This window comes from Pelotomaculum schinkii, from assembly GCF_004369205.1.
In the GTDB taxonomy this organism is placed as follows: domain Bacteria; phylum Bacillota; class Desulfotomaculia; order Desulfotomaculales; family Pelotomaculaceae; genus Pelotomaculum_C; species Pelotomaculum_C schinkii.
Genome location: NZ_QFGA01000001.1, coordinates 1,460,414 through 1,480,567, shown reverse-complemented (window position 1 = coordinate 1,480,567; position 20,154 = coordinate 1,460,414). Strand labels below are relative to the sequence as shown.

Genomic DNA, 20,154 nt, shown 5'->3' with positions numbered 1-20,154 from the left:
CATACTAGCTTTTTAAATTCTTCCAACCATGGCGAAGTCCCTCTTAATGCCCGGCATGCCCGGCTGCCAGCCGGCCGGGACACCGAGGCCTGTGGCCTCTTCGAATTGCAGCCCCTGAATCACCCGGATGATCTCGTCGACGTTGCGGCCTACTTCGCGAGGGTAAAGACAGGCATATTTGATCTCCCGCCGGGGAGATATGATGAAAGTGGCCCTGTAGGTGAAGCCCAATTCCTCCCTCAGTACTCCATACTGCCGGGATATTAAATGGGACCTGTCGGACAACAGAGGATACTGCACGGTGCGGGCGGAGGGCGAAACCTCGGCGAATACCTTGTGGGCAAAGACGCTGTCGGTGCTGATAGCCAGGACTTGAGCGCCCAGCTTGATAAACTCGTCGTACCGGGCAGCCACGGCTGCCAGTTCGGTCGGTCAGACAAAGGTGAAATCACTGGCATAGAAAAACAGGACCACCCACTGGTTCTGGAAATCACGGAGTTTTACCGTGATTTGTCCGCCGCGGTAATAAGCTTCCGCCTCAAAATCCGGAGCAGGTTGGTCTGGTTTAACTAATATATTGGGATATTGGCAGGGACGAAGGCTGCCCGGTGCTTTTGTTTCAAGCTCGATGGACAAAAATACCACCCCCTAAAGGTTTCCATTTATTCTACGTATTCCTGGATTGGTTTGCTACTAATAATAAAATCTGGTACAAGTGTTCTTTCCCCCGTTGTGATGGATATTCTTAGGAATATTTGGAGGTTTTGTTAATTGCCTGTTGAATTGTAGTAGGGCAAGAATTTAAAGATAAGGCTATTCTGTTTAGCAATAATGGGGAAAAGATTCGGGAGCCCCTGAATGCCCGGAACATTCGATGCCATTCCAGGAGGTGGGTATAATGAAAGCCCTTATTTTTGGCGGGACAGGGTTTATCGGGAGGAATTTATGCAATGAATTGCTTTCTGCCGGCTACAAAGTTTCAATTGTTAGCCGGAATCCCCAAAAGGCAGGTTTATCAGGAAGCGGGGCGGAGGCAGTAGAATGGAGTGTATCTGCTGGCGCGCTACCCGTGGAGTTATTGGATGGTGTCACTGTAATTATAAATTTAGCCGGAGAATCTATTGGAAACCGACGTTGGACACAGCCTGTAAAAGAGGAAATCTTGAACAGCAGAGTCCAAATAACACAAGCTATTGTAAACGCCATCAAACAACAACGGGTTATACCCAAAGTATTGATCAACGCATCGGCCATTGGGTTTTATGGCCCCCGTGGGGATGCGGAAATAACCGAGAGCACACCGGCGGGGCATGATTTTTTAGCTAAAGTATGCCAGGCTTGGGAAGAAGAAGCTTTTAAAGCTCAAACTTCAGGCGTTAGGGTAGTTGTTGTAAGAATTGGCGTGGTAATTGGGGATGCAGGAGCGCTTGCCCGGATGAAGGCTCCTTTTCGCTTTTATGTAGGTGGGCCGCTGGGAACAGGAGCCCAATGGATGTCTTGGATACATGTTAAGGACTTGACAAGGTTGATACGATTTGCGGCAGAAAATGAAAACATCAATGGTCCGGTTAACGCCACTGCGCCGGAGCCGGTTCGAATGAAAGACTTTTGTAATACGCTGGGCCAAGTTATGGGAAGACCCTCATGGTTACCGGTTCCTGGTTTCTTGCTTAAAGTTGTTTTGGGAGAAATGTCAGATATGTTGTTAAACAGCCAGCGGGTCTTGCCGGATAAGATTCTCAAAGAAGGTTTTTTATTCCGCTTCCCGGTCCTCAAGAATGCTCTTGAGGATATTATTCAGCAGTAAAAAGCTTGAGATAGTCTCCGTATCCTTCATTTTCTAAGTCTTCTTTGGGAATAAAGCGCAGTGAGGCGGAGTTTATACAATAACGGAGCCCGTTGGGACCTGGTCCATCGGGAAAAACGTGCCCTAAGTGAGAATCAGCTTTTTTACTTCGCACCTCGGTACGAGTCATACCATGGCTTTGATCAACCTTTTCTTCAATAGCAGCTGAAAGAATCGGTTTTGTGAAGCTGGGCCAGCCGCATTCACTATTGAATTTGTCTTTTGAGCTGAATAATGGCTCACCCGAGACAACATCGACATAAATCCCTTCACGTTCATTATTCCAGTATTCGTTCCGGAATGGGGGCTCAGTTCCGTTTTCCTGGGTAACGTGATATTCTAAATCCGTTAGCTTGGCCTTTAAGTGGGACTTATCTGTTGGCCAATGTTTTTTGATAAATTCATCCCTGCCCGAACCTTGACGGTACAGCGCATAGCGAAAAGAGTTCTTTTTGTGAAAATCTTGATGATACTCTTCAGCAGGGTAAAAGGTTTTGGCGGGTAGAATTTTTGTGGCAACCGGTTTTTGAAAACGTTCGCTTTCATCTAGAGCCTTTTTAGATGCTTCCGCCTTGCGGCGTTGTTCGTCGTCATGATAAAAAATCGCGGTTTGATAGGACTGCCCACGATCATTGAACTGCCCGCCGGGGTCGGTCGGGTCGATTTGCTGCCAAAAGATCTCTAAGAGTTTATCATAAGATATCTGACTTGGCTCAAATGTAATCTGGACGGCTTCATGATGCCCGGTCGATCCGGAGCAGACTTCTTTATATGTTGGATTCTCCGTGTAACCCCCAGTGTAGCCCGATACAACATGAATAACCCCATCCATTTTTTCAAATGGAGCTGCCATGCACCAAAAGCACCCGCCGGCAAAGGTTGCCAGTTCCATTTTGCTCCTCACCTCGCAATTAATTCCCAAATAGTCCTTATTTCACTATAGCATGTTGAAAAATAGTCCTGTTTATGTAAAGATTATTCTTGGATCACGACCAGTGAGTGATCAACGCGGCCTGGGGAGTGGGTAAGCCCATTGCCAGAGGTAAGGTAGCCTGATACAATCGTGGTCGACAAGACAATACATTCTAAGAGGAAAGCTTAAGATAGAAGCTATTCGAGGTTTGGGATGCAAATAGTTCCAGTTTATACAGCCTATTGGCATGTTATTTGCTGTATATTTTGTAGGATATTCACGACACTAATACAAGTTTTATGAGACGAGTTTTAAATTTAAGTTATCTTAGGTAAGTGCGAGGGGTGAGGGATAATGTGTGATGATTTGGCTGATTTCTTGAGGAGGAAAAAAAAATTGTTACAGAGAGAGCGAGAAGATAAAACAAATGAAATTAAGGAACTATGTCCCAGTGGGATAAAGTCATTTTTTCAGTGCCTTGAAGATTGGCTATCAGATTTAATTGAAGAACAAATGATATCAACTTCTTATGAAGTGGTAACCGTAAATAAGCAAAAATCGGGTGCTTATAAAACAAAAAGATTTAAATTAAAAACAGGAGAAGATGAAATTGAGTTTATACCAAATGGAAGGACTATAGTTGGGGCAACCGGGAAAATAGAAATGAAGACCAAAAAAGGCAATATTTTTTTTATTAGAGATAGAGATGGAATTTGGAAACAAGTAATTTCAAAAACACCATTTAATGTTGAGACTTTAACAAAACCTTATTTTCGGGGTTTGTTAAAATCGGTATTGTCTTAATATAGGGGAGCGCTCCACCAGCAATAACAGAGTTCTAACCCGCTGCAGAACCCGGGCTGGATTGGCAGAAAAATATACGGGTCTGTTTTAAATTGGTATTGAACCGGCTCGCCCCGGACATTTTAAGTTGGGGGTGAGTTTATTTATGTCCAAAGAACAAGGCTGCTACCGTGGTTTCCAGGGAGGTTCCTGGCAAGAAGGTATTGACGTAAGGGATTTCATCCAATCCAATGTCAACCCTTATACCGGGGACGCTTCCTTTCTGGCAGAACCTACCGAACGGACCCGGAGCCTCTGGGAAAAGTGCCGTACTTTGCTGACGGAAGAGACAAGGAGGGGCGGGGTCTACGAGATCGACACTCATCAGATTACAGGTATTACTGCCTTTAAGCCAGGTTATATCGACCGTAAATTGGAGATTATAACCGGTCTGCAGACTGATGAACCCTTGAAAAGGGCGGTCAACCCTTTCGGGGGGATCCGCATGGCCGTGAAGGCCTGCCAGCAGTATGGAGTAGAACTGGATCCCGGGATCGTCGAAGTTTTTACCAAGTACCGGACCACCCACAATGAGGGGGTGTTCCGGGCCTACACCGGTGAGATACTGCGGCTGCGCCACCACGGCATCATCACCGGCCTGCCGGATGCCTATGGCCGGGGCCGCATCATGGGGGACTACCGCCGCGTGGCCCTATATGGGGTAGACCGGCTGATTGCCGCTAAAGAGGAAGACCTGAAAGCGCCTGACCTGCAAGTGATCACAGAGGAGACGATCAGGCTCCGGGAGGAGGTGCGGCTGCAGCTCCGTGCCTTGCGGGAGTTAAAGGAGATGGCCGCAGCTTATGGCTATGATATCGGCAGGCCGGCGGAGAACGGCCGGGAGGCGGTGCAGTGGCTCTATTTCGCTTACCTGGCGGCTATTAAGGAACAGAACGGGGCGGCTATGTCCCTGGGCCGGGTGAGTACCTTCCTGGACATCTACCTGGAGCGGGATCTGGCCGAGGGCAAGCTGGACGAGTCAGGCGCCCAGGAACTGATTGACGACTTTGTCATCAAGCTGCGTCTGACCCGGCAATTGCGGACAAAAGAATATTACGAGCTTTTTGCCGGAGATCCCAACTGGGTGACCGAATCAGTCGGGGGGATGACCACGGACGGCCGCACCCTGGTGACCAAAACCTCTTTCCGGATGCTGCAGACCCTTTACAATATGGGATCCGCTCCGGAACCGAACTTAACGGTGCTCTGGTCTGTGGACCTGCCCAGGGGTTTTAAGGAGTTCTGCGCCAAATTGTCCGCTGATACCTGTTCCCTGCAGTATGAAAACGATGACCTGATGCGCCCCATCTTCGGGTGCGATTACGGCATCGCCTGCTGTGTCTCCGCCATGCGCCTCGGCCGTCAGACCCAGTACTTCGGGGCAAGATCCAACCTGGCCAAATGCCTCTTATTGACTTTAAACGGCGGCAGGGAGGAGTTCAGCGGGGAAAAAATCGCTCCCGAGGTGTTTCAGGCGGGTGACGGGCCTCTGGATTTCCATAAAGTATGGCCCGCCTTTCAGAAGATGGCGGCCTGGCTGGCGGAAAGGTATGTGGCTACCATGAACATCATCCACTATATGCACGACCGGTATTTTTACGAGGACCTGGAGATGGCTCTCCTGGATACACGGGCCGACCGGCTTATGGCCTTCGGCCTGGCCGGGCTGTCGGTAGTGGCGGACTCACTTAGCGCTATTAAATTCGCGCAAGTTGAGCCTGTTTTCGATCACCGGCGTTTGATCACCGGTTTTAACATCACCGGGGATTACCCCAAGTATGGGAACAATGATAACCGGGTAGATGACCTGGCCGTGGAGGTCGTCAAACTGTTTGACGCTGAACTGAAAAAACACCGGACCTACCGCAACGCCAAGCATACCCTGTCCATTCTGACCATTACCAGCAACGTGGTTTACGGCAAAAAGACCGGGAGCACCCCGGACGGTCGAAAAAGCGGGGAACCTTTTGCCCCCGGCGCCAACCCCATGCACGGACGTGACACCAAAGGAGCGTTGGCCGCCTTGAGTTCTGTGGCCAAAATACCCTACGAGCACGCTTTGGACGGCATCTCCTATACCTTCTCCATCACTCCGGGAGCCCTGGGCAGGACCCCGGAAGATCAGGTCAACAACCTTATGGCGCTGTTGGACGGTTACTTCATGAAAGGCGGGCACCACTTGAACGTCAACGTTTTCGACCGGGAACTCTTACTGGACGCTATGGACCATCCGGAAAAATACCCTCAACTGACAGTCAGGGTTTCAGGCTACGCGGTGAATTTCGTTAAACTGACCAGGGAGCAGCAGGAGGAGATCATCAGCCGCACTATCTTTGCAAGGGAGGCCGGACTATGATTGGCTACATTCATTCCATTGAAACTATGGGTGCCGTGGATAACGGCGGGATCCGTTTTGTTTTGTTCCTGCAGGGCTGCGGCCTGCGCTGCAGCTTTTGCCACAACCCGGACACCTGGCTGGCGAGCGGCAAACCGGTGGAAGCGGCAGAGGTTATCGAACAGCTGAAAAGTTATAAGACTTTTTTCGAATTGTCCGGCGGTGGTCTTACTGTCTCCGGAGGGGAACCCCTCTTGCAAAGCGGCTTTGTCAAGGAACTGTTCATCGAAGCGGGCAAGTTGGGAATACACCGGGCTTTGGATACAGCAGGTTACTGCAAGCGGGGGGATTTACAGGAAGTTTTACCGCACACGGATCAGGTCCTCTTTTCTTTAAAAGTGGTAGACCCGGAGAAGCACCGTCAGCTGACCGAAAGGGAAAATGTCGATATCATCAAGAACCTCAGGATGACTGCTGAAAGCCAGGTGCAATTGGTGGTCTGTTACGTTTTGATTCCCGGTGTCAACGACGCTCCTGAAGACGCCCAAGCCTTGGCGGACCTGGTCAAATCCCTGAACAAAGATGTCCCGGTGGATGTCCTGGCCTATAGCAAGCTGGGAGCTGACAAGTGGGAGGAAATGGGGCTTTGCGATCCAATGGCCGGAGTTGCCCCGGCAACGCAAAAGCAGGTGGAACTCTTCCAGTCGGGACTGCGCCGGTTGGGTGTACACCTGCATAATGTACGCAGGTGGGGAAATTTTCTCGATGATGAGGGCCGGGACAAGTTTGCCGGTAATTACAGCGTGATACATGCAGAGTAACAGGCAGAAATGTAATAATATCTATGTTGAGTGAGACAGAAAACCGTCCTCTGTCTCACTTTTGCTGCACAGAAGAAGGAGATAGAAAGGATAAGCGTAATATTAATAAGCATGTTCGGGGAAGGAGCGATACTTTAATGCCTAATACTGTATTGGAAATAACTGTACTTAGCGAAAATACTGTAGGTGCGCCACTGGGACTGGCCGGGGAGTGGGGCCTTGCCATGCTGGTGGAAACAGCAGGGAAGAAATTTCTTTTTGACACCGGAGAACGGGGCGCTTTGTTAGAGAATGCCGCCGCCCTTGGAGTCGGACTGAACTCGGTTGACGCCCTGGTTATGAGCCACGGTCACTACGACCACAGTGGAGGCATGCAAGCTTTTCTACGACTGCGGGGCAGGCTGCCCGTATATGCGCATCCCGATTTTTTCACCTTTCATTATGATAATCGTGACAAGCCACGCTATATTGGAGTCCCATTCTGCAAAGAAGCGCTGACAAGTTTAGGCGCGGATTTTATTTTAACCCATGGACCCAGAGAGCTTATACCTGGAGTTTGGATCAGCGGAGAAATACCTCGAAAAACGGATTTTGAAAAAGGAGACAGTAGCCTGATTTGCCTGGACAATAATGGTAATCAAGTGCCTGACGCCTTGCATGACGACATGAGTTTGTACTGCGTTGTACCGGGAGGACTGGTGATCATCCTGGGCTGCGCTCATGCCGGTTTGGTCAATATTATAGAGCACGCCCGGGAAGTGACCGGTGTATCCAAGGTTTATGGAATTATCGGCGGCACTCATTTGGGTCCGGCGCCGGTCTCCCAGCAAGAAGCTACCATTAACTTTTTGCAAAGCCTGGAACTTCAATTCATAGCCCCCAATCATTGCACCGGGCAGCCGATGATGGCGCGGTTAGCCGGTATTTTCGGATCGCGCTTCCACTTTGCTCCCGCGGGAGCTAAATTCATCTTTTCTACTAATGACTAATCAGTATAATTTTCTTAAGCGTTGCATACCTAAGGTGTTGGGTGCAAGCTTAACAGGCGCTCATCTATGATATGAACGAGGTGTTCATAGTGCTCCATGAGTTTTCCAGAACAGAAATGCTTATCGGTACGGAAGGTTTAAATAAACTAAAACAAAGCACAGTGGCGGTATTCGGCGTCGGTGGCGTGGGGACCTTTGTTGTTGAAGGACTGGTCCGCAGTGGTGTTGGCGGGTTTGTCCTGGTGGACGACGATTGTGTCTGCCTGACCAACATCAACCGCCAGATCCATGCCACCAGAAAAACCATAGGCCGGCCCAAGGTTGAGGTAATGAAGGAAAGGATCCTGGAAATAAACCCGAAGGCCGGGGTAGAGGTTTACCAAGAACTGTATACCGCCGAAAGCGCCGATAAGCTTCTTTCTGCCGGCTACAGCTATGTGGTTGACGCTATTGATATGGTTACAGCTAAACTGGACCTCATTGAAAGATGCTTTAAAATGAACATTCCCATTATTAGCAGTATGGGAGCAGGCAATAAGCTTAATCCGACCCAGTTTGAGGCGGCCGATATCTTCGACACCAGTGTGTGTCCGCTGGCGCGGGTAATCAGACGGGAACTGAGAAAACGCGGCATTACCGCGCTGAAAGTAGTATATTCAAAAGAACCTCCCATTCAGCCTTTACAAACAGGGGGAGATTGTAGTACCGACTGTATCTGTCCAAATAAAGGCATGAACAGGTCCTGCGCTGACAGAAGAAGCATTCCCGGCAGCGTGTCTTTTGTTCCTTCGGTGGCCGGCTTAATTATTGCTTCGGAAGTAGTAAAGGATATTATTGCCAGGTAATCAGAAACTTGTACAACCTGAGGCGCTCGTTATACGCAGTTATGCGCCAATGTTGCTTCCCGGCGCCACTAGATAATCAAACCCTGGCGATGTAGGTGCGATTTTAATCGCAACCACGGCCGTTAGCCCGCACTTGTGGCAGCCAATGTAACATTTGTGAGAATGAATTCGCACCTGCATTTTTGGGGATTCGCTCTGTGAGCTGAACAGTTGTACAATGATACAATTGGCCCAAAACGGATAGCCGGGCTATATCTAAACAGGAGTCATTATGCCTTACACTTACATGCTTCAGTGTTCTGATGGAACGTTTTACACAGGTTGGACAGTCGATCTTGAGGCCAGGCTGAAAGCGCATAACAGCGGAAAAGGCGCCCGTTATACCCGAAGCAGATTACCGGTTGAATTAGTTTATTGGGAATCTCACCTGAGCCGGGGCGATGCCCAGCGGCGGGAGGCAATGATCCGAAAACTCGGTAGAAAACAAAAAGAAGAACTGGTTTTAAAGAATACGGAAGGAATAAAAGAATAAATTTTGGGCGATAGGGATACCAATATCCTTGAAAATCAAGATTTCAAGGAGGTATACCGATGACAGTTTCAGCACAGGTAAAACAAACCTTAGCAAGCCTTAAAAGCGCCCAGGCCAACTTGGAGGCCTATGCTCTCCAGACGCAAAACCAGCAGGCCAAACAACTCTATACCAATGCCGCCCAGCAGACTCAAACGATTGTTGACACTCTGGAACCGAGGATTGGTCAAATGGAGAGCCAGGAACCCCAGTATAAAGGCTTCTAGCCCTTAAAGCTACAGACTGAGACCGGATTAAAAAAGATCCGGTCTCAATTTTTTGTATATTAATTTGCACTGGTATGCAAAATACGGGTGGGAGGGTGTTTACTAAATGACAATCTCTGCCCAGGTAAAGCAAACTCTGGCCAGCCTTAAAGGAATAGAGGCCACACTGGAAGACTTCTCCAGAATTGAAGAAAACACTGAAGCTAAGGAAGTACTGCGCCGCAATGCGCAACGGGTCAACCAGGTTATCGGGAATTTTGAAAAGAGACTCAGCGTATTGGAATTTGAAGAACCGCAGTATAAGGGTTTTTAAGGCAGGGGACGGTTCTCTGTCTTACATATCAAAATTGAGACAGAGAACCGTCCCCTGTCTCATATAAGGAGTTTACTGTTAAATGCCGGAATGGTTGGTTTTTTTGCTGCGTTCATCAGGTTTATTTATCATTACCCTGTTCCTTGTCCGCCTGATTGGGAAGAGACAGACAGCAAGGTTGACTTTTTTTGATCTGGTGACCGGCGTGACTATAGCGGCGATAGCGGCCGCCATCTCGATAAATCTTGTCGCTAATCCGGTCAACGGGCTGATCGCCCTGGCGGTTTGGACCATTTTCCCGGCCTTGATTTATGTCCTGTCGATGAAATATAAAGCAGTAAGAGATATCGTGCAGGGAAAAGAAACAATCCTGATCAACCATGGTAAAGTACTGGAAGATAAGTTGCTTGAGGCCCGCTTCACACCTGAAGACCTGTTGAGCCAGCTGCGCAGGAAAAATGCGTTTAATGTCGCCGATGTGGAGTTTGCGGTAATGGAACCCACCGGAGAGTTAAGTGTGCTGCTCAAAAAAGATAAACAGCCTGCCACCCCCAAGACTTTGGGCATGGAGGTGGGGCAGGAAAGCGTACCCCAGACGGTTATGCTGGATGGAGTGGTGATGGACGAGCCGCTTGCGGCGATGGGACTTAACAGAGGCTGGCTGCATACGGAACTGGAGAAGGCAGGCGTGGCGCCTGAAAACGTCTTTATCGCCCAGGTTGATTCGGTGGGGCAGCTTTACCTGGATTTATTTGACGATACTCTTCAGGCGCCGAAGCCGAAAACCAAAGAACTGGTCCATACCACTTTAAAAAAATGCCAGGCGGACTGTGAACTGTTCGCCCTGGCCGCAAAAAATCATAAGGCCAAGGACATGTACGAAAGCTCTTCCAGGATCCTGGCGGAAGCAGTCCGGGATCTGGAACCCATATTAAAAAGATAAACACCAATCTTTTCATAACAATTCCGCGCCTGCATTTTTGAGATTCGCCCGTGCGCTGTAAAGTTATTTTCAAGGAAGCAAAAAAGGAAGCAAAAGAACCGTCCCCCTGCTTCCCCGTCCCCCTGCTTCCTGGAGTGGGAGAAACAAAGATGTCAAATAAAAAAAAGAAGAAGCTGACTAAAGTACAGCAGGAGTATCAAGATTTTTCCAAGGCCAGGGAGCCGCAAAGGCCGGTTTTGCTTAATGTGGTCAGAGCTTTTTTCGTGGGAGGGTTCATATGCCTTTTGGGGCAGCTCGTTCAGGATTTTTTTATCTGGAATTTTGATTTTACTGAAAAAACAGCGGGGAACCCGGCTGTGGCGGTAATGATTATACTCTCTGTCATTCTAACAAGCCTGGGGGTCTATGATCATATCGCCCAGTGGGCGGGAGCAGGTACCGCGGTGCCTGTGACCGGGTTCGCCAATTCGGTTGCTTCAGCAGCTATTGAACATCGCAGTGAAGGGTTTGTGCTCGGTGTTGGCGGGAACATGTTTAAATTAGCCGGTTCGGTAATAGTTTTCGGTGTTTTCGCTGCTTTTATAGTTGCCCTGATCAAAACGACATTAGCAATACTGGGGGGCTCCTGACATGCTGCAAGGACACCAAACGTGGGTATTTCGCAACAGGCCGGCCATTATAGCCACTGCCGCGGTGGGGGGGCCCTTTGAGGCTGAAGGTCCATTGGCAAAAGACTTTGATAAACTGCACGGCGATTTATGGCTCGGCCAGGACAGCTATGAAAAGGCCGAAAAGAAGCTGCTGGAAGAGGCCTGTACAACCGCCATTGAAAAGGCCGGTTTGCAAAAAAGTGACGTCCAGTTCTTCTTGAGCGGCGACCTGATGAACCAGATTATATCCAGCAGTTTTACCGCCAGAACCCTGGCCGTGCCCTTTATTGGACTTTTCGGCGCCTGCTCCAGCTCAATGGAAAGCCTTGCCCTGGGTTCCCTGATTGTAGACAGCAAAGCCGGTAATTATGTTCTCTGCGGAACCTCCAGCCACAATGCTACGGCTGAAAAACAGTTCAGGTATCCTACCGAATATGGTTCACAAAAGCCGCCCACAGCGCAGTGGACAGTGACCGGCGCCGGCGCCGCCCTGCTTGGCCGGGAAGGGGAGGGTCCAAAGGTTATGGCCGCCACCGTCGGCAGAGTGGTGGATATGGGCATCAGCGACCCCTTCAGTATGGGGAGCGCCATGGCGCCGGCGGCTGTGGACACGATTACGGCTCATTTCAGGGACCTGCGGATTTCGCCCCGGGAATATGACCTGATCGCCACGGGAGACCTGGGGAAGGTAGGGTTCAAAATCGCCGGCGATTTGCTGAAAAAACACGGTTTGGAGATCCCGGAAGATATCTTCACGGACTGCGGGATACTCATCTACAGTGAAGAGCAGCCGGTATTGGCCGGGGGAAGCGGTTGCGGCTGTTCGGCTACCGTCACTTATGGCCATATCTTAAACAGAATGAGAAAAGGCGAGTTGAAAAAAGTCTTGATCGTCGCCACGGGGGCGCTTCTATCGCCGTTGTCTTACCAGCAGAAGGAAAGCATCCCCTGTATCGCTCATGCCGTTTCAATTGAGTATATATCTTAAGGAGTGCTCTTATGGAAGTTTATTTTTGGGCTTTTGTGGTGGGCGGGCTGATCTGTGTAATAGGGCAATTGCTGCTCGATGTCGGTAAGTTCACCCCGGCTCATACCATGAGTATACTTGTAGTCTCAGGCGCCGTTTTAGGCGGTTTGGGGCTTTATGGCCCTTTGATTGATTTCGCCGGCGCCGGAGCGACTATTCCCATAGCCAGCTTCGGAAATTCTTTATTCCAGGGAGCCATGTCTGAAGCTGAGACTTCCGGCATAATCGGGATCCTTACCGGCATTTTTGAAATTACCAGCGCAGGTATATCCGCGGCCATTATTTTCGGCTTTCTGGCCGCCTTGTTTTTTAAGCCCAAGGGATAAGGAAAGGTGATACAATGAAGAGCATTTTAAGGGTTACTGCTATTGTGCTGTTACTGCTGCTGGCGACTGGCTGCGGCCTGCAGAATTCCCCTTTAAAAAAGCAACAAACAGGGCAGACAAACCAGAATGAGCAGGATATCCAGATCAATACGGAGCTTACCCGGAGGGCAAAGGAAACCGCCGGATCAATTAAAGGGGTCAAGGAGAGTACGGCTATAGCCATAAACCGGGACGTGACGGTTGCCGTAAAGGTAACCGGCTTTGACAGGTGGCGCCTCAAACCCATCAAAAATGAGGTGCACGATAAAATAAAAGAGCTGGATAAGGCTTATAACGTCCATGTGACCTCTGATAAAAAGCATTGTGTACAGCTAAAACAGATAGAAAGCCAGTTGAGCGATCCGCAAGACACAAAAATGACAGATGTCCTGAGCAATGTCAACAAGATCATCAAAGAGATCGACAGCTAGTCCCGGGGTACGATACAGGAGACGAAGTGTAGTACTAACACAATATCGATATTTGTTATTGCTGGTGATTAATTCACTACTTATAATGTAGCATTAGTGATTGATTTCATAATCAATTAGTCAAATCCAACTAGTTAGTGGGAAACCAAATTTCTAAAAGGCCTTAAGGAATCTCCGTTAAGACCGAAAAATATAGAAGATAGGAAATTCCAAGGGGAGGATTTAATGCTTAAGAAAATTGCTGCAATGGTTTTAACTTTATTTTTTCTAATGGTTTATACAATACCGTTAGCTGAGTGCTATGACGCAGGCACCCCCCAAATTATCTGGCAGGCTCAGAAATTGGGAAAGTCAACGGATTTTAATTTAGGCCCCAATGGCCTATTCTATCTGTTTTCAGGAAATAAATTGGTAGCGGTGGATGCCGGTGGTCAAAAACTTTGGGAGGCTACTGTACCTGGCGGCGCTAAAGCCGGCCGGTTGATTTTTGATCAGCATGGTTCGGTCTTTTATCCGGGCAGCGCATTCATTCAGGAAATTAAGTTAAACGGAGGCAGCGGTTGGAGTTTTGCTGTTTATCAGGGTAACAACAAAGATGACTCTCAGTTAACCTTCGGTCCCGGTAATCTTTTATACCTCCCACTGGCGTCGGGACTTTATGCTGTTGATACGGCGGGTAAATATAAATGGATGATGCATTGGGAAAGTGACGATGCGATAAGTACCCAGGCTGATAAAGGGCGAAAAACCCTGGCCTGTGCCGGAACTACCCAGGCTGTATATGTGGCTACCGGTATAGGGGGTAAGGAAAACCGGTTGGTGGCAGTGAGTGGAGATGGGGAAATCCTCTGGGGGTACTGGCTGGGGAATATAAAGGCAGTCAACCTGGCAACCGGTTCTGACGGGAGGCTTTTTGTCACTACGGGTCCCATTAAGAATGCTGATGGAACACTATGGAAGGTATGCGCCTTCGATAGCAAAAGTGACGGCAGCCCACTCTGGAGCAATTCCGTTAAATGTAAGAATATGACGGAGCCCACTGTGTCTGAACACGGTCTGCTATATTTTCGGGCTGATGATAAACTTGTTGCTTTAAACCAGGCAGACGGGACAGAAGCATGGAGTAATCTGATTTATAAAGTTGTGACAGCGCCGGCTGTTGCCGAGGGCAGCAAACGGGTTTACCTCGGGACGCAGGACAACCGTCTGCTGGCTGTAAACCAGCAGGGACGCCTTGACTGGGAACTAACTCTCGACGGCAAGGTATCATGCCGGCCACTGTTTGGCCCTGGTGGAATTATATATGTGACAACGGAAAAAGGAAGCCTGTATAAAATTCAAGACTAATTGCTGGTTAACCAAATTCATTTTTGAGATACAGCGTTATTTTAATGTTAACCTGGAGGACGATTCATGAACATAGGATTAGCGAAATATGTTGGGTTGGGGCTATTATCCTTCTTTTTCCTTCTATTTGCATTTTCCAGGTCCTTGCCTGCCGGAGCAGCGTCAATTACAGAGGACGCTGTTCGCTTAACCGATCTGCAAGGCCACTGGGCACGCACCCAAATCACGCGGTTGGTTGCCCTGGAGGTTGTCAGCGGTTATCCGGATCACACTTTTTTGCCGGACCAACAGATTAGTCAACTGGAAACCACGGTTTTGATATTAAGGTCGGGTGGTTTCACCGCAGAGGCAGAGCGCCTGACGTCCGGGGGTTTAACAGCAACACCCCGGGTGCCCTGGGGGCAGCAATATCTTGACCTGGCAGTGCAAAAGGGGTTTTTATCTTACGACGCCGCTTCCGATTTTGACTTTGCCGCGCCCGCTACCCGGCTATGGACAGCAAAGCTGCTTGCCCGTGTCCTTTACCTGACACCGCCCGCATCTAAATCCGGGACAGCGACGGATGTAAAAGACTTGCCTGAAGGGACCGGTTATACGTTGGACAAAGTCTTTTCCGACGTGATGCCGGTGGACTCTGACGACCAGGCCTGTATCAGAGCAGTGGCTGCTGCCGGTGTGATGTCGGGCTATCCTGACGGTACATTCCGGCCCTTTGGCTGCCTGACGCGAGCGGAAATGTCGGTGATCATCAGCCGCCTGGCGGAGCAGGGATGGGTGCGTATGAATGCAGGCCGGAGCCTAACAGGGTGGATATCCGGTATAGAAACGCAAAGAGGAAGTATGGAGCTGGAATTGACTTCATTTGGCAAAGCGCAAAGGTTCAAGGTGGCCCAAGGTGTATATTGTCTCAATGCCAATCAGGAATATCCTATTGAGCGGGCGGCCGGTTATATTGGTGAAATAATATTGGACAAAAGCAAAAAGGTGAGTTGGGTTAACCTGCTGCAACAGAAGAATACCGTACAAAACCCGGTCAAAATCAGGGGTTCCGTGAAATCAGTGGCGCTGGGCAATGACAATTTGTTAATCGTAAGTGACTTGAACTGCACAGAGCGGATTTTGCACCTGGCCTGGGATACAGTAGTGGCTGGGGAAAAAGCCCCAAAAGACCTTGCCTCTCTTAAGGCGGGCACATTTGTAGACGTGGAAATAGATTCGGATCGTGCTACAAGGATAGAGCTGCTGGAGGTTAAGAATATATCGGGGCAGGTAGAAAAACTGGGCGATAGGCGCCTGTATTTAAAAGGTACTGCATCAGCCAAAAAACCGGGATGGTTCAACAACTATGAATTTGCCCGGATGGTAGATAAAGAAGGGGTTAGAAAAGACGGTATATTGCCTGGTGAAAAGGTCCAGGTAACCTATTTGGATCCATTCCCGGGAGAAATTGATGATGAGATACCTCTTGAAATAAAAGTTATGTAATTACGTAGCACCGCCGGCTGAGTCCGGTAATCGTCCAGGCTTTGATGCGTAAAATATAGATGAGCTTTGGTCGGACATACTGATATTATGCTGGAATCTATGTCTTGACATATTGTGAATACTGATGGAGTCAAGTTCCATTAATTGTTGTGACCGTAAGGTCATTTTTTGCTTTAAACGCCGGTTCTTAATGATTCAGTCTTTTCCAAGTCTCGCATTGTTGTATTTTAAACTGATCATAGAAATTATTGAGTGAATTTAGACTTTGAGTATATGGATATATCTAATGCGGCTTTTGTGATTTATTTCACATAGTTACAAATATTAGTGAACTATTTCACATGTTTCTTTAAGGTGCATAATTTTTCATAGTATTTGCTAATTTCAACTATTTAGTTGCAGATAGTGTAACAGTATGCTACATTTATAAAGGACGTGTGGTATTAATAGTTTTAGTAAAAAGTGGTTAAGATTTTACGTTTATTGATTATAGTACTACAAGGTAAGGTGGAAAAAGCATGCAGGATTTTATCGGTCAATCATAATAGCGCTGGTGGCTGTGCTTCTGGCGAATACTTGAAGGAATTATGGCATGTTTAGCACAGACTGCCTTACGACACTTCCGACGCTGGCTTGCACCGTGTGGCTGGATGGGAAACCCGTTCTATCCTGCTAGATACTTCACAACATACGCAAGCAATATCATAGCCGGCGCATTCTACGTACTTTAAAAAACAATTTTTGTTTTAGTACTTAAAGGGAGGTGAAATTTGTAGTATAGAAGCCTATTAGCTCTTGAATAGCACAAAATGTTAAAGCTATGTTTCCAACTTTGAAAGTTCATAATTCATGGAGCCCCAGAAAAAGGGTTTTTGGTGTCTTTGAGTTAGAAAAAGAGAGAGGATGAACAATGAACAATGTGAACCAGTTGGACCAGCTCTGCATCAACACGATCCGCGTGCTGGCAGCGGAGGTGGTCGAAAAAGCGAAATCCGGACACCCCGGCATGCCCATGGGATCTGCCCCAATGGCCTACGTGCTGTGGACCAAGTTTTTGCGCCATAACCCGACCAACCCTTCCTGGACGGACAGGGACCGCTTCGTCCTGTCGGCCGGACACGGCTCGGCGCTGCTTTACGCCCTGCTGCATTTAACAGGCTATGACCTTCCTTTGGAAGATTTGAAGGAGTTTCGCCAGTGGGGCAGCAGGACACCCGGCCACCCCGAGTATGGACAAACCCCCGGAGTTGAGGTAACTACCGGGCCTTTAGGCCAGGGCCTGTCCAGCGCGGTCGGTATGGCCATGGCCGAGTGTTTTCTGGCTGCGCATTTCAACCGCCCTGGTTTTAATATTGTTGACCACTACACTTACGTGATTAGTGGTGACGGGGACCTAATGGAGGGGGTCACCAGCGAGGCGGCCTCGCTGGCCGGTCACCTCAAATTGGGACGCCTGATCTGTCTATACGACGACAACCATATAATGAACGAAGGAGACACCGGACTGGCCTTTACCGAGGACCGCGGTAAGCGCTTTGAGGCTTACGGTTGGCAGGTTTTGCGGGTAGAGGACGGGAACGATATCGCTGCCCTAGAGGCGGCTCTCGAGGCGGCATTGGCTGAGAAGGAGAAACCCTCACTGATCATGGTGCGTACCTATATAGGTTTCGGTAGCCCCCATAAACAGGGTCAAGTCGTTGCGCACGGCGAGCCGCTGGGAGCCGAAGAGCTCAAGCTTACCAAAGAAAACTTAGGTTGGCCGCAAGAGCCTCCCTTTTACATCCCGGACCAGTCTCTGGACCATTTCCGCCAGGCAGTGGAAAAGGGCCGGTCACTTGAGGCCAATTGGCAGGACCTTTTTGACTCCTACACCAAGTCTTTTCCCGCATTGGCACAAGAATTTCACCAGTGGACAAGCGGCCGGCTGCCGGCCGGGTGGGATCGCAATGTACCCGTTTTCTCACCCAACGAAAAGGGAATGGCTACCAGGGATGCCTCCGGCGAATTCATCAATGCGGTTTCGGGCAGCCTGTCCAACCTTTTGGGTGGGTCGGCCGACCTGGGTCCCTCAAATAGAACAATTATCAAAGGCGCCGGCGACTTTGCCGCCGGTCATTATCAGGGGCGGAACCTTCGTTTCGGTGTCCGCGAGCATGGTATGGGTTCAATTCTTAACGGGATGGCCCTGCATGGCGGTTTAATCCCCTACGGGGCTACTTTCCTGGCTTTCACCGATTACATGCGCCCGCCTATGCGCCTGTCGGCCATGATGGGTTTGAAGGTCATTTATGTCTTTACCCACGACAGCATCGCGGTGGGCGAGGACGGCCCCACCCACCAGCCTGTTGAACACCTGGCCTCGCTTCGGATAATCCCCGGTCTGACAGTTATCCGTCCGGCTGATGCCAACGAAACAAATGAAGCCTGGCGTGCTGCTCTTACGGTAAAAGGGCCGGTGGCCCTGATTCTACCCAGCCAAAAACTGCCGGTGCTGGACCGGCAGAAGTTTGCCGCGGCAGGCGGGCTATCCCGGGGCGCTTATACACTCAACCAAGCAGGCAACAGCACGCCGGACGCCATTATTCTGGCCAGCGGTTCTGAAGTCCACCTGGCCTTGCAGGCTGCGGAAAGACTACAGAAAACTGGTGTTGCAGCTCGCGTGGTCAGTATGCCGAGTTGGGAATTATTTGAGCAGCAGCCGCAAGAGTACCACCAGGCAGTTTTACCGCCGCAAGTTAAAGCACGGGTGGCAGTGGAGGCCGGCATCAGCCAGGGGTGGCATCGCTATACCGGGGCTAGTGGTGAAATTATCAGTATCGACCGTTTCGGAGCATCAGCCCCTGCCGACACGCTTTTTGAAAAATTCGGGTTCACAGTGGAAAATATAGTAGAAAAGACTTTAAAGGCAGTGCAGGCGTGTAAAAATGCTGTTTGAACTGATGGCTCCTATCTATGATAAGTTGTGTGGTTGAGCACAGTGTGAATGTTATATGCACCAATTGATATTATCGAAGAAGTTGAATATATTGTTTTTTTATTAAATTGCGATCAGCAACGACTTGATTGAAAAATAGTAATATAAAGTTATTAATTTAGGGAGGAAAGAGGCTATGAAATTACGTTCGGCAACATTAAAGGTGAAAAACCTGGAGGATTCCTTAAACTTTTATCAGGAAATAGTTGGGCTTGTAGTGGACAGAAGATATATAGATCGTCCAGGAGTTGAGATTGCATTTTTGGGAGATGGGGAAACAAAGATTGAACTTATATGTATGGAAGACTATAAGGATATTAATATAGGTAAGGATATTTCTTTAGGATTTGAAGTAAACTCCGTTGATGAAAAGATAAAGTTTATTAAGGAAAAAGGTTTAGACATTCTTAGCGGACCTTTTCAAGTCAATCCAGAGTTGAAGTATTTCTATATGCTGGATCCCGATGGATTAAAAATTCTGTTTGTAGAAACCATATAAGTTTATAGTATAAGTTGAGTGAGGCTGAATAAAACCCGAAATAGTGGAGGTAGGAAATGAAGATATTTATTGATACCGCGAATGTCGATGAGATCCGGGAAGTTGCGTCATGGGGTGTTTTGTCGGGGGTAACGACTAATCCCAGTCTGGTAGCAGAGTCAGGGAGAGACTTTAAGGAGTTATTAGCTGAAATAGCAGGTATAGTCGACGGACCGATCAGTGCCGAAGTAATGGCTGATGACTGGGAGGGAATGGTTGAAGAAGCGCGTGACCTGAAGAAGATACACAAAAATATTACAATTAAAGTCCCTATGATTGAAGAAGGTCTAAAAGCATTGGGTCCTCTTGCCAAAGAAAATATTGCGACTAACATGACACTGATTTTTTCTGTAAACCAGGCGCTGCTTGCAGCCCGGGCAGGCGCAACCTACGTGAGTCCGTTTTTGGGAAGAACAGATGACATCGGCGGGAGTGGAACCGAACTTGTAAAAAATATAGCAGATATCTTTAAGGCCCATGATATAAAGACTCAGATCATAGCAGCAAGTCCAAGGTATCCTAAGTACACGGTTGAATGCGCACTGGCAGGCGCTCATATCGCAACTATCCCTTACGCGGTGCTCAAGAAGATGGTAAAACACCCGCTCACTGACATTGGATTGCAAATGTTCAAGGATGACTGGAATTCTATGAACAAATGACATAAAATCATTAACACACGTAAGAGTAT

Annotated in this window: 21 protein-coding genes; 19 read left to right on the top strand and 2 right to left on the bottom strand. The window is 48.7% G+C overall.

The genetic code is table 11. The features are described 5' to 3' along the window. Nucleotides 1-12: 12 nt before the first annotated feature. Nucleotides 13-576 carry a peroxiredoxin gene (locus Psch_RS06995; RefSeq protein ID WP_243120496.1) on the bottom strand — a complete coding sequence of 188 codons (564 nt, stop codon included), beginning with the start codon at nucleotides 574-576 and terminating at the stop codon, nucleotides 13-15. A 322-nt stretch (nucleotides 577-898) separates the two neighbouring features. Here Psch_RS06995 and Psch_RS06985 point away from each other — a divergent pair, with 322 nt between their 5' ends. Beyond that, the gene (locus Psch_RS06985) at nucleotides 899-1,807 is read left to right on the top strand and encodes a TIGR01777 family oxidoreductase (protein WP_190239642.1); all 909 of its coding nucleotides are present in this window, start codon (nucleotides 899-901) and stop codon (nucleotides 1,805-1,807) included. On the opposite strand, the gene msrA is transcribed toward Psch_RS06985, so the two are convergent. Then, nucleotides 1,794-2,738, bottom strand: a complete 945-nt coding sequence (msrA, locus tag Psch_RS06980) for a peptide-methionine (S)-S-oxide reductase MsrA (RefSeq protein WP_190239641.1) — start codon at nucleotides 2,736-2,738, stop codon at nucleotides 1,794-1,796. The two genes, Psch_RS06985 and msrA, sit on opposite strands and share 14 nt — an antisense overlap. A 375-nt stretch (nucleotides 2,739-3,113) precedes the next feature. Here msrA and Psch_RS06975 point away from each other — a divergent pair, with 375 nt between their 5' ends. From Psch_RS06975 to fsa, 18 genes are all read left to right on the top strand, one after another. Next, nucleotides 3,114-3,563, top strand: coding sequence for a hypothetical protein (locus Psch_RS06975; RefSeq protein ID WP_190239640.1), 450 nt, complete (start codon nucleotides 3,114-3,116; stop codon nucleotides 3,561-3,563). A 145-nt stretch (nucleotides 3,564-3,708) separates the two neighbouring features. Continuing rightward, nucleotides 3,709-5,958 carry a formate C-acetyltransferase gene (pflB, locus tag Psch_RS06970; protein WP_190239639.1) on the top strand — a complete coding sequence of 750 codons (2,250 nt, stop codon included), beginning with the start codon at nucleotides 3,709-3,711 and terminating at the stop codon, nucleotides 5,956-5,958. After that, complete coding sequence (pflA, locus tag Psch_RS06965; protein ID WP_190239638.1) at nucleotides 5,955-6,758, top strand: pyruvate formate-lyase-activating protein; 804 nt, start codon at nucleotides 5,955-5,957, stop codon at nucleotides 6,756-6,758. Before pflB ends, pflA begins: the two co-directional genes overlap by 4 nt. 137 nt (nucleotides 6,759-6,895) lie before the next feature. Next, nucleotides 6,896-7,747 carry an MBL fold metallo-hydrolase gene (locus tag Psch_RS06960; protein ID WP_190239637.1) on the top strand — a complete coding sequence of 284 codons (852 nt, stop codon included), beginning with the start codon at nucleotides 6,896-6,898 and terminating at the stop codon, nucleotides 7,745-7,747. 89 nt (nucleotides 7,748-7,836) lie between these two features. After that, entirely contained in the window at nucleotides 7,837-8,592 is a 756-nt protein-coding gene (locus Psch_RS06955; protein ID WP_190239636.1) for a tRNA threonylcarbamoyladenosine dehydratase, read from the top strand. A 271-nt stretch (nucleotides 8,593-8,863) separates the two neighbouring features. Next, nucleotides 8,864-9,124 (top strand): GIY-YIG nuclease family protein, encoded by a 261-nt coding sequence (locus tag Psch_RS06950; protein ID WP_190239635.1) that lies wholly within the window; start codon nucleotides 8,864-8,866, stop codon nucleotides 9,122-9,124. A gap of 59 nt (nucleotides 9,125-9,183) precedes the next feature. Beyond that, nucleotides 9,184-9,390: a DUF1657 domain-containing protein gene (locus tag Psch_RS06945; RefSeq protein ID WP_190239634.1), complete on the top strand. Its 207-nt coding sequence runs from the start codon at nucleotides 9,184-9,186 to the stop codon at nucleotides 9,388-9,390. A 106-nt stretch (nucleotides 9,391-9,496) separates the two neighbouring features. Further along, on the top strand, nucleotides 9,497-9,703 hold the full coding sequence (locus Psch_RS06940; RefSeq protein WP_134217531.1) for a DUF1657 domain-containing protein: 207 nt from the start codon (nucleotides 9,497-9,499) through the stop codon (nucleotides 9,701-9,703). 82 nt (nucleotides 9,704-9,785) lie between these two features. Then, nucleotides 9,786-10,646 carry a DUF421 domain-containing protein gene (locus tag Psch_RS06935; protein ID WP_190239633.1) on the top strand — a complete coding sequence of 287 codons (861 nt, stop codon included), beginning with the start codon at nucleotides 9,786-9,788 and terminating at the stop codon, nucleotides 10,644-10,646. A gap of 149 nt (nucleotides 10,647-10,795) precedes the next feature. After that, the gene (gene spoVAC / locus Psch_RS06930) at nucleotides 10,796-11,275 is read left to right on the top strand and encodes a stage V sporulation protein AC (protein WP_134217533.1); all 480 of its coding nucleotides are present in this window, start codon (nucleotides 10,796-10,798) and stop codon (nucleotides 11,273-11,275) included. Nucleotide 11,276: 1 nt separating this feature from the next. Beyond that, nucleotides 11,277-12,284, top strand: a complete 1,008-nt coding sequence (gene spoVAD / locus Psch_RS06925; RefSeq protein ID WP_190239632.1) for a stage V sporulation protein AD — start codon at nucleotides 11,277-11,279, stop codon at nucleotides 12,282-12,284. Between the two features lie 11 nt (nucleotides 12,285-12,295). Then, on the top strand, nucleotides 12,296-12,649 hold the full coding sequence (gene spoVAE, locus Psch_RS06920; RefSeq protein ID WP_134217535.1) for a stage V sporulation protein AE: 354 nt from the start codon (nucleotides 12,296-12,298) through the stop codon (nucleotides 12,647-12,649). 14 nt (nucleotides 12,650-12,663) lie between these two features. Next, on the top strand, nucleotides 12,664-13,119 hold the full coding sequence (locus Psch_RS06915; RefSeq protein WP_190239631.1) for a YhcN/YlaJ family sporulation lipoprotein: 456 nt from the start codon (nucleotides 12,664-12,666) through the stop codon (nucleotides 13,117-13,119). A 225-nt stretch (nucleotides 13,120-13,344) separates the two neighbouring features. Beyond that, the gene (locus Psch_RS06910; RefSeq protein WP_190239630.1) at nucleotides 13,345-14,466 is read left to right on the top strand and encodes an outer membrane protein assembly factor BamB family protein; all 1,122 of its coding nucleotides are present in this window, start codon (nucleotides 13,345-13,347) and stop codon (nucleotides 14,464-14,466) included. 66 nt (nucleotides 14,467-14,532) lie between these two features. Further along, nucleotides 14,533-15,951 (top strand): S-layer homology domain-containing protein, encoded by a 1,419-nt coding sequence (locus tag Psch_RS06905; protein ID WP_190239629.1) that lies wholly within the window; start codon nucleotides 14,533-14,535, stop codon nucleotides 15,949-15,951. Between the two features lie 910 nt (nucleotides 15,952-16,861). Further along, nucleotides 16,862-18,886 carry a transketolase gene (tkt, locus tag Psch_RS06900; protein WP_190239628.1) on the top strand — a complete coding sequence of 675 codons (2,025 nt, stop codon included), beginning with the start codon at nucleotides 16,862-16,864 and terminating at the stop codon, nucleotides 18,884-18,886. Between the two features lie 175 nt (nucleotides 18,887-19,061). Then, a complete protein-coding gene (locus tag Psch_RS06895; RefSeq protein ID WP_190239627.1) occupies nucleotides 19,062-19,424 on the top strand; it encodes a VOC family protein in 363 nt (120 codons plus the stop codon). Nucleotides 19,425-19,480: 56 nt separating this feature from the next. After that, nucleotides 19,481-20,125, top strand: a complete 645-nt coding sequence (gene fsa, locus Psch_RS06890) for a fructose-6-phosphate aldolase (RefSeq protein WP_190239626.1) — start codon at nucleotides 19,481-19,483, stop codon at nucleotides 20,123-20,125. Nucleotides 20,126-20,154 lie beyond the last annotated feature (29 nt).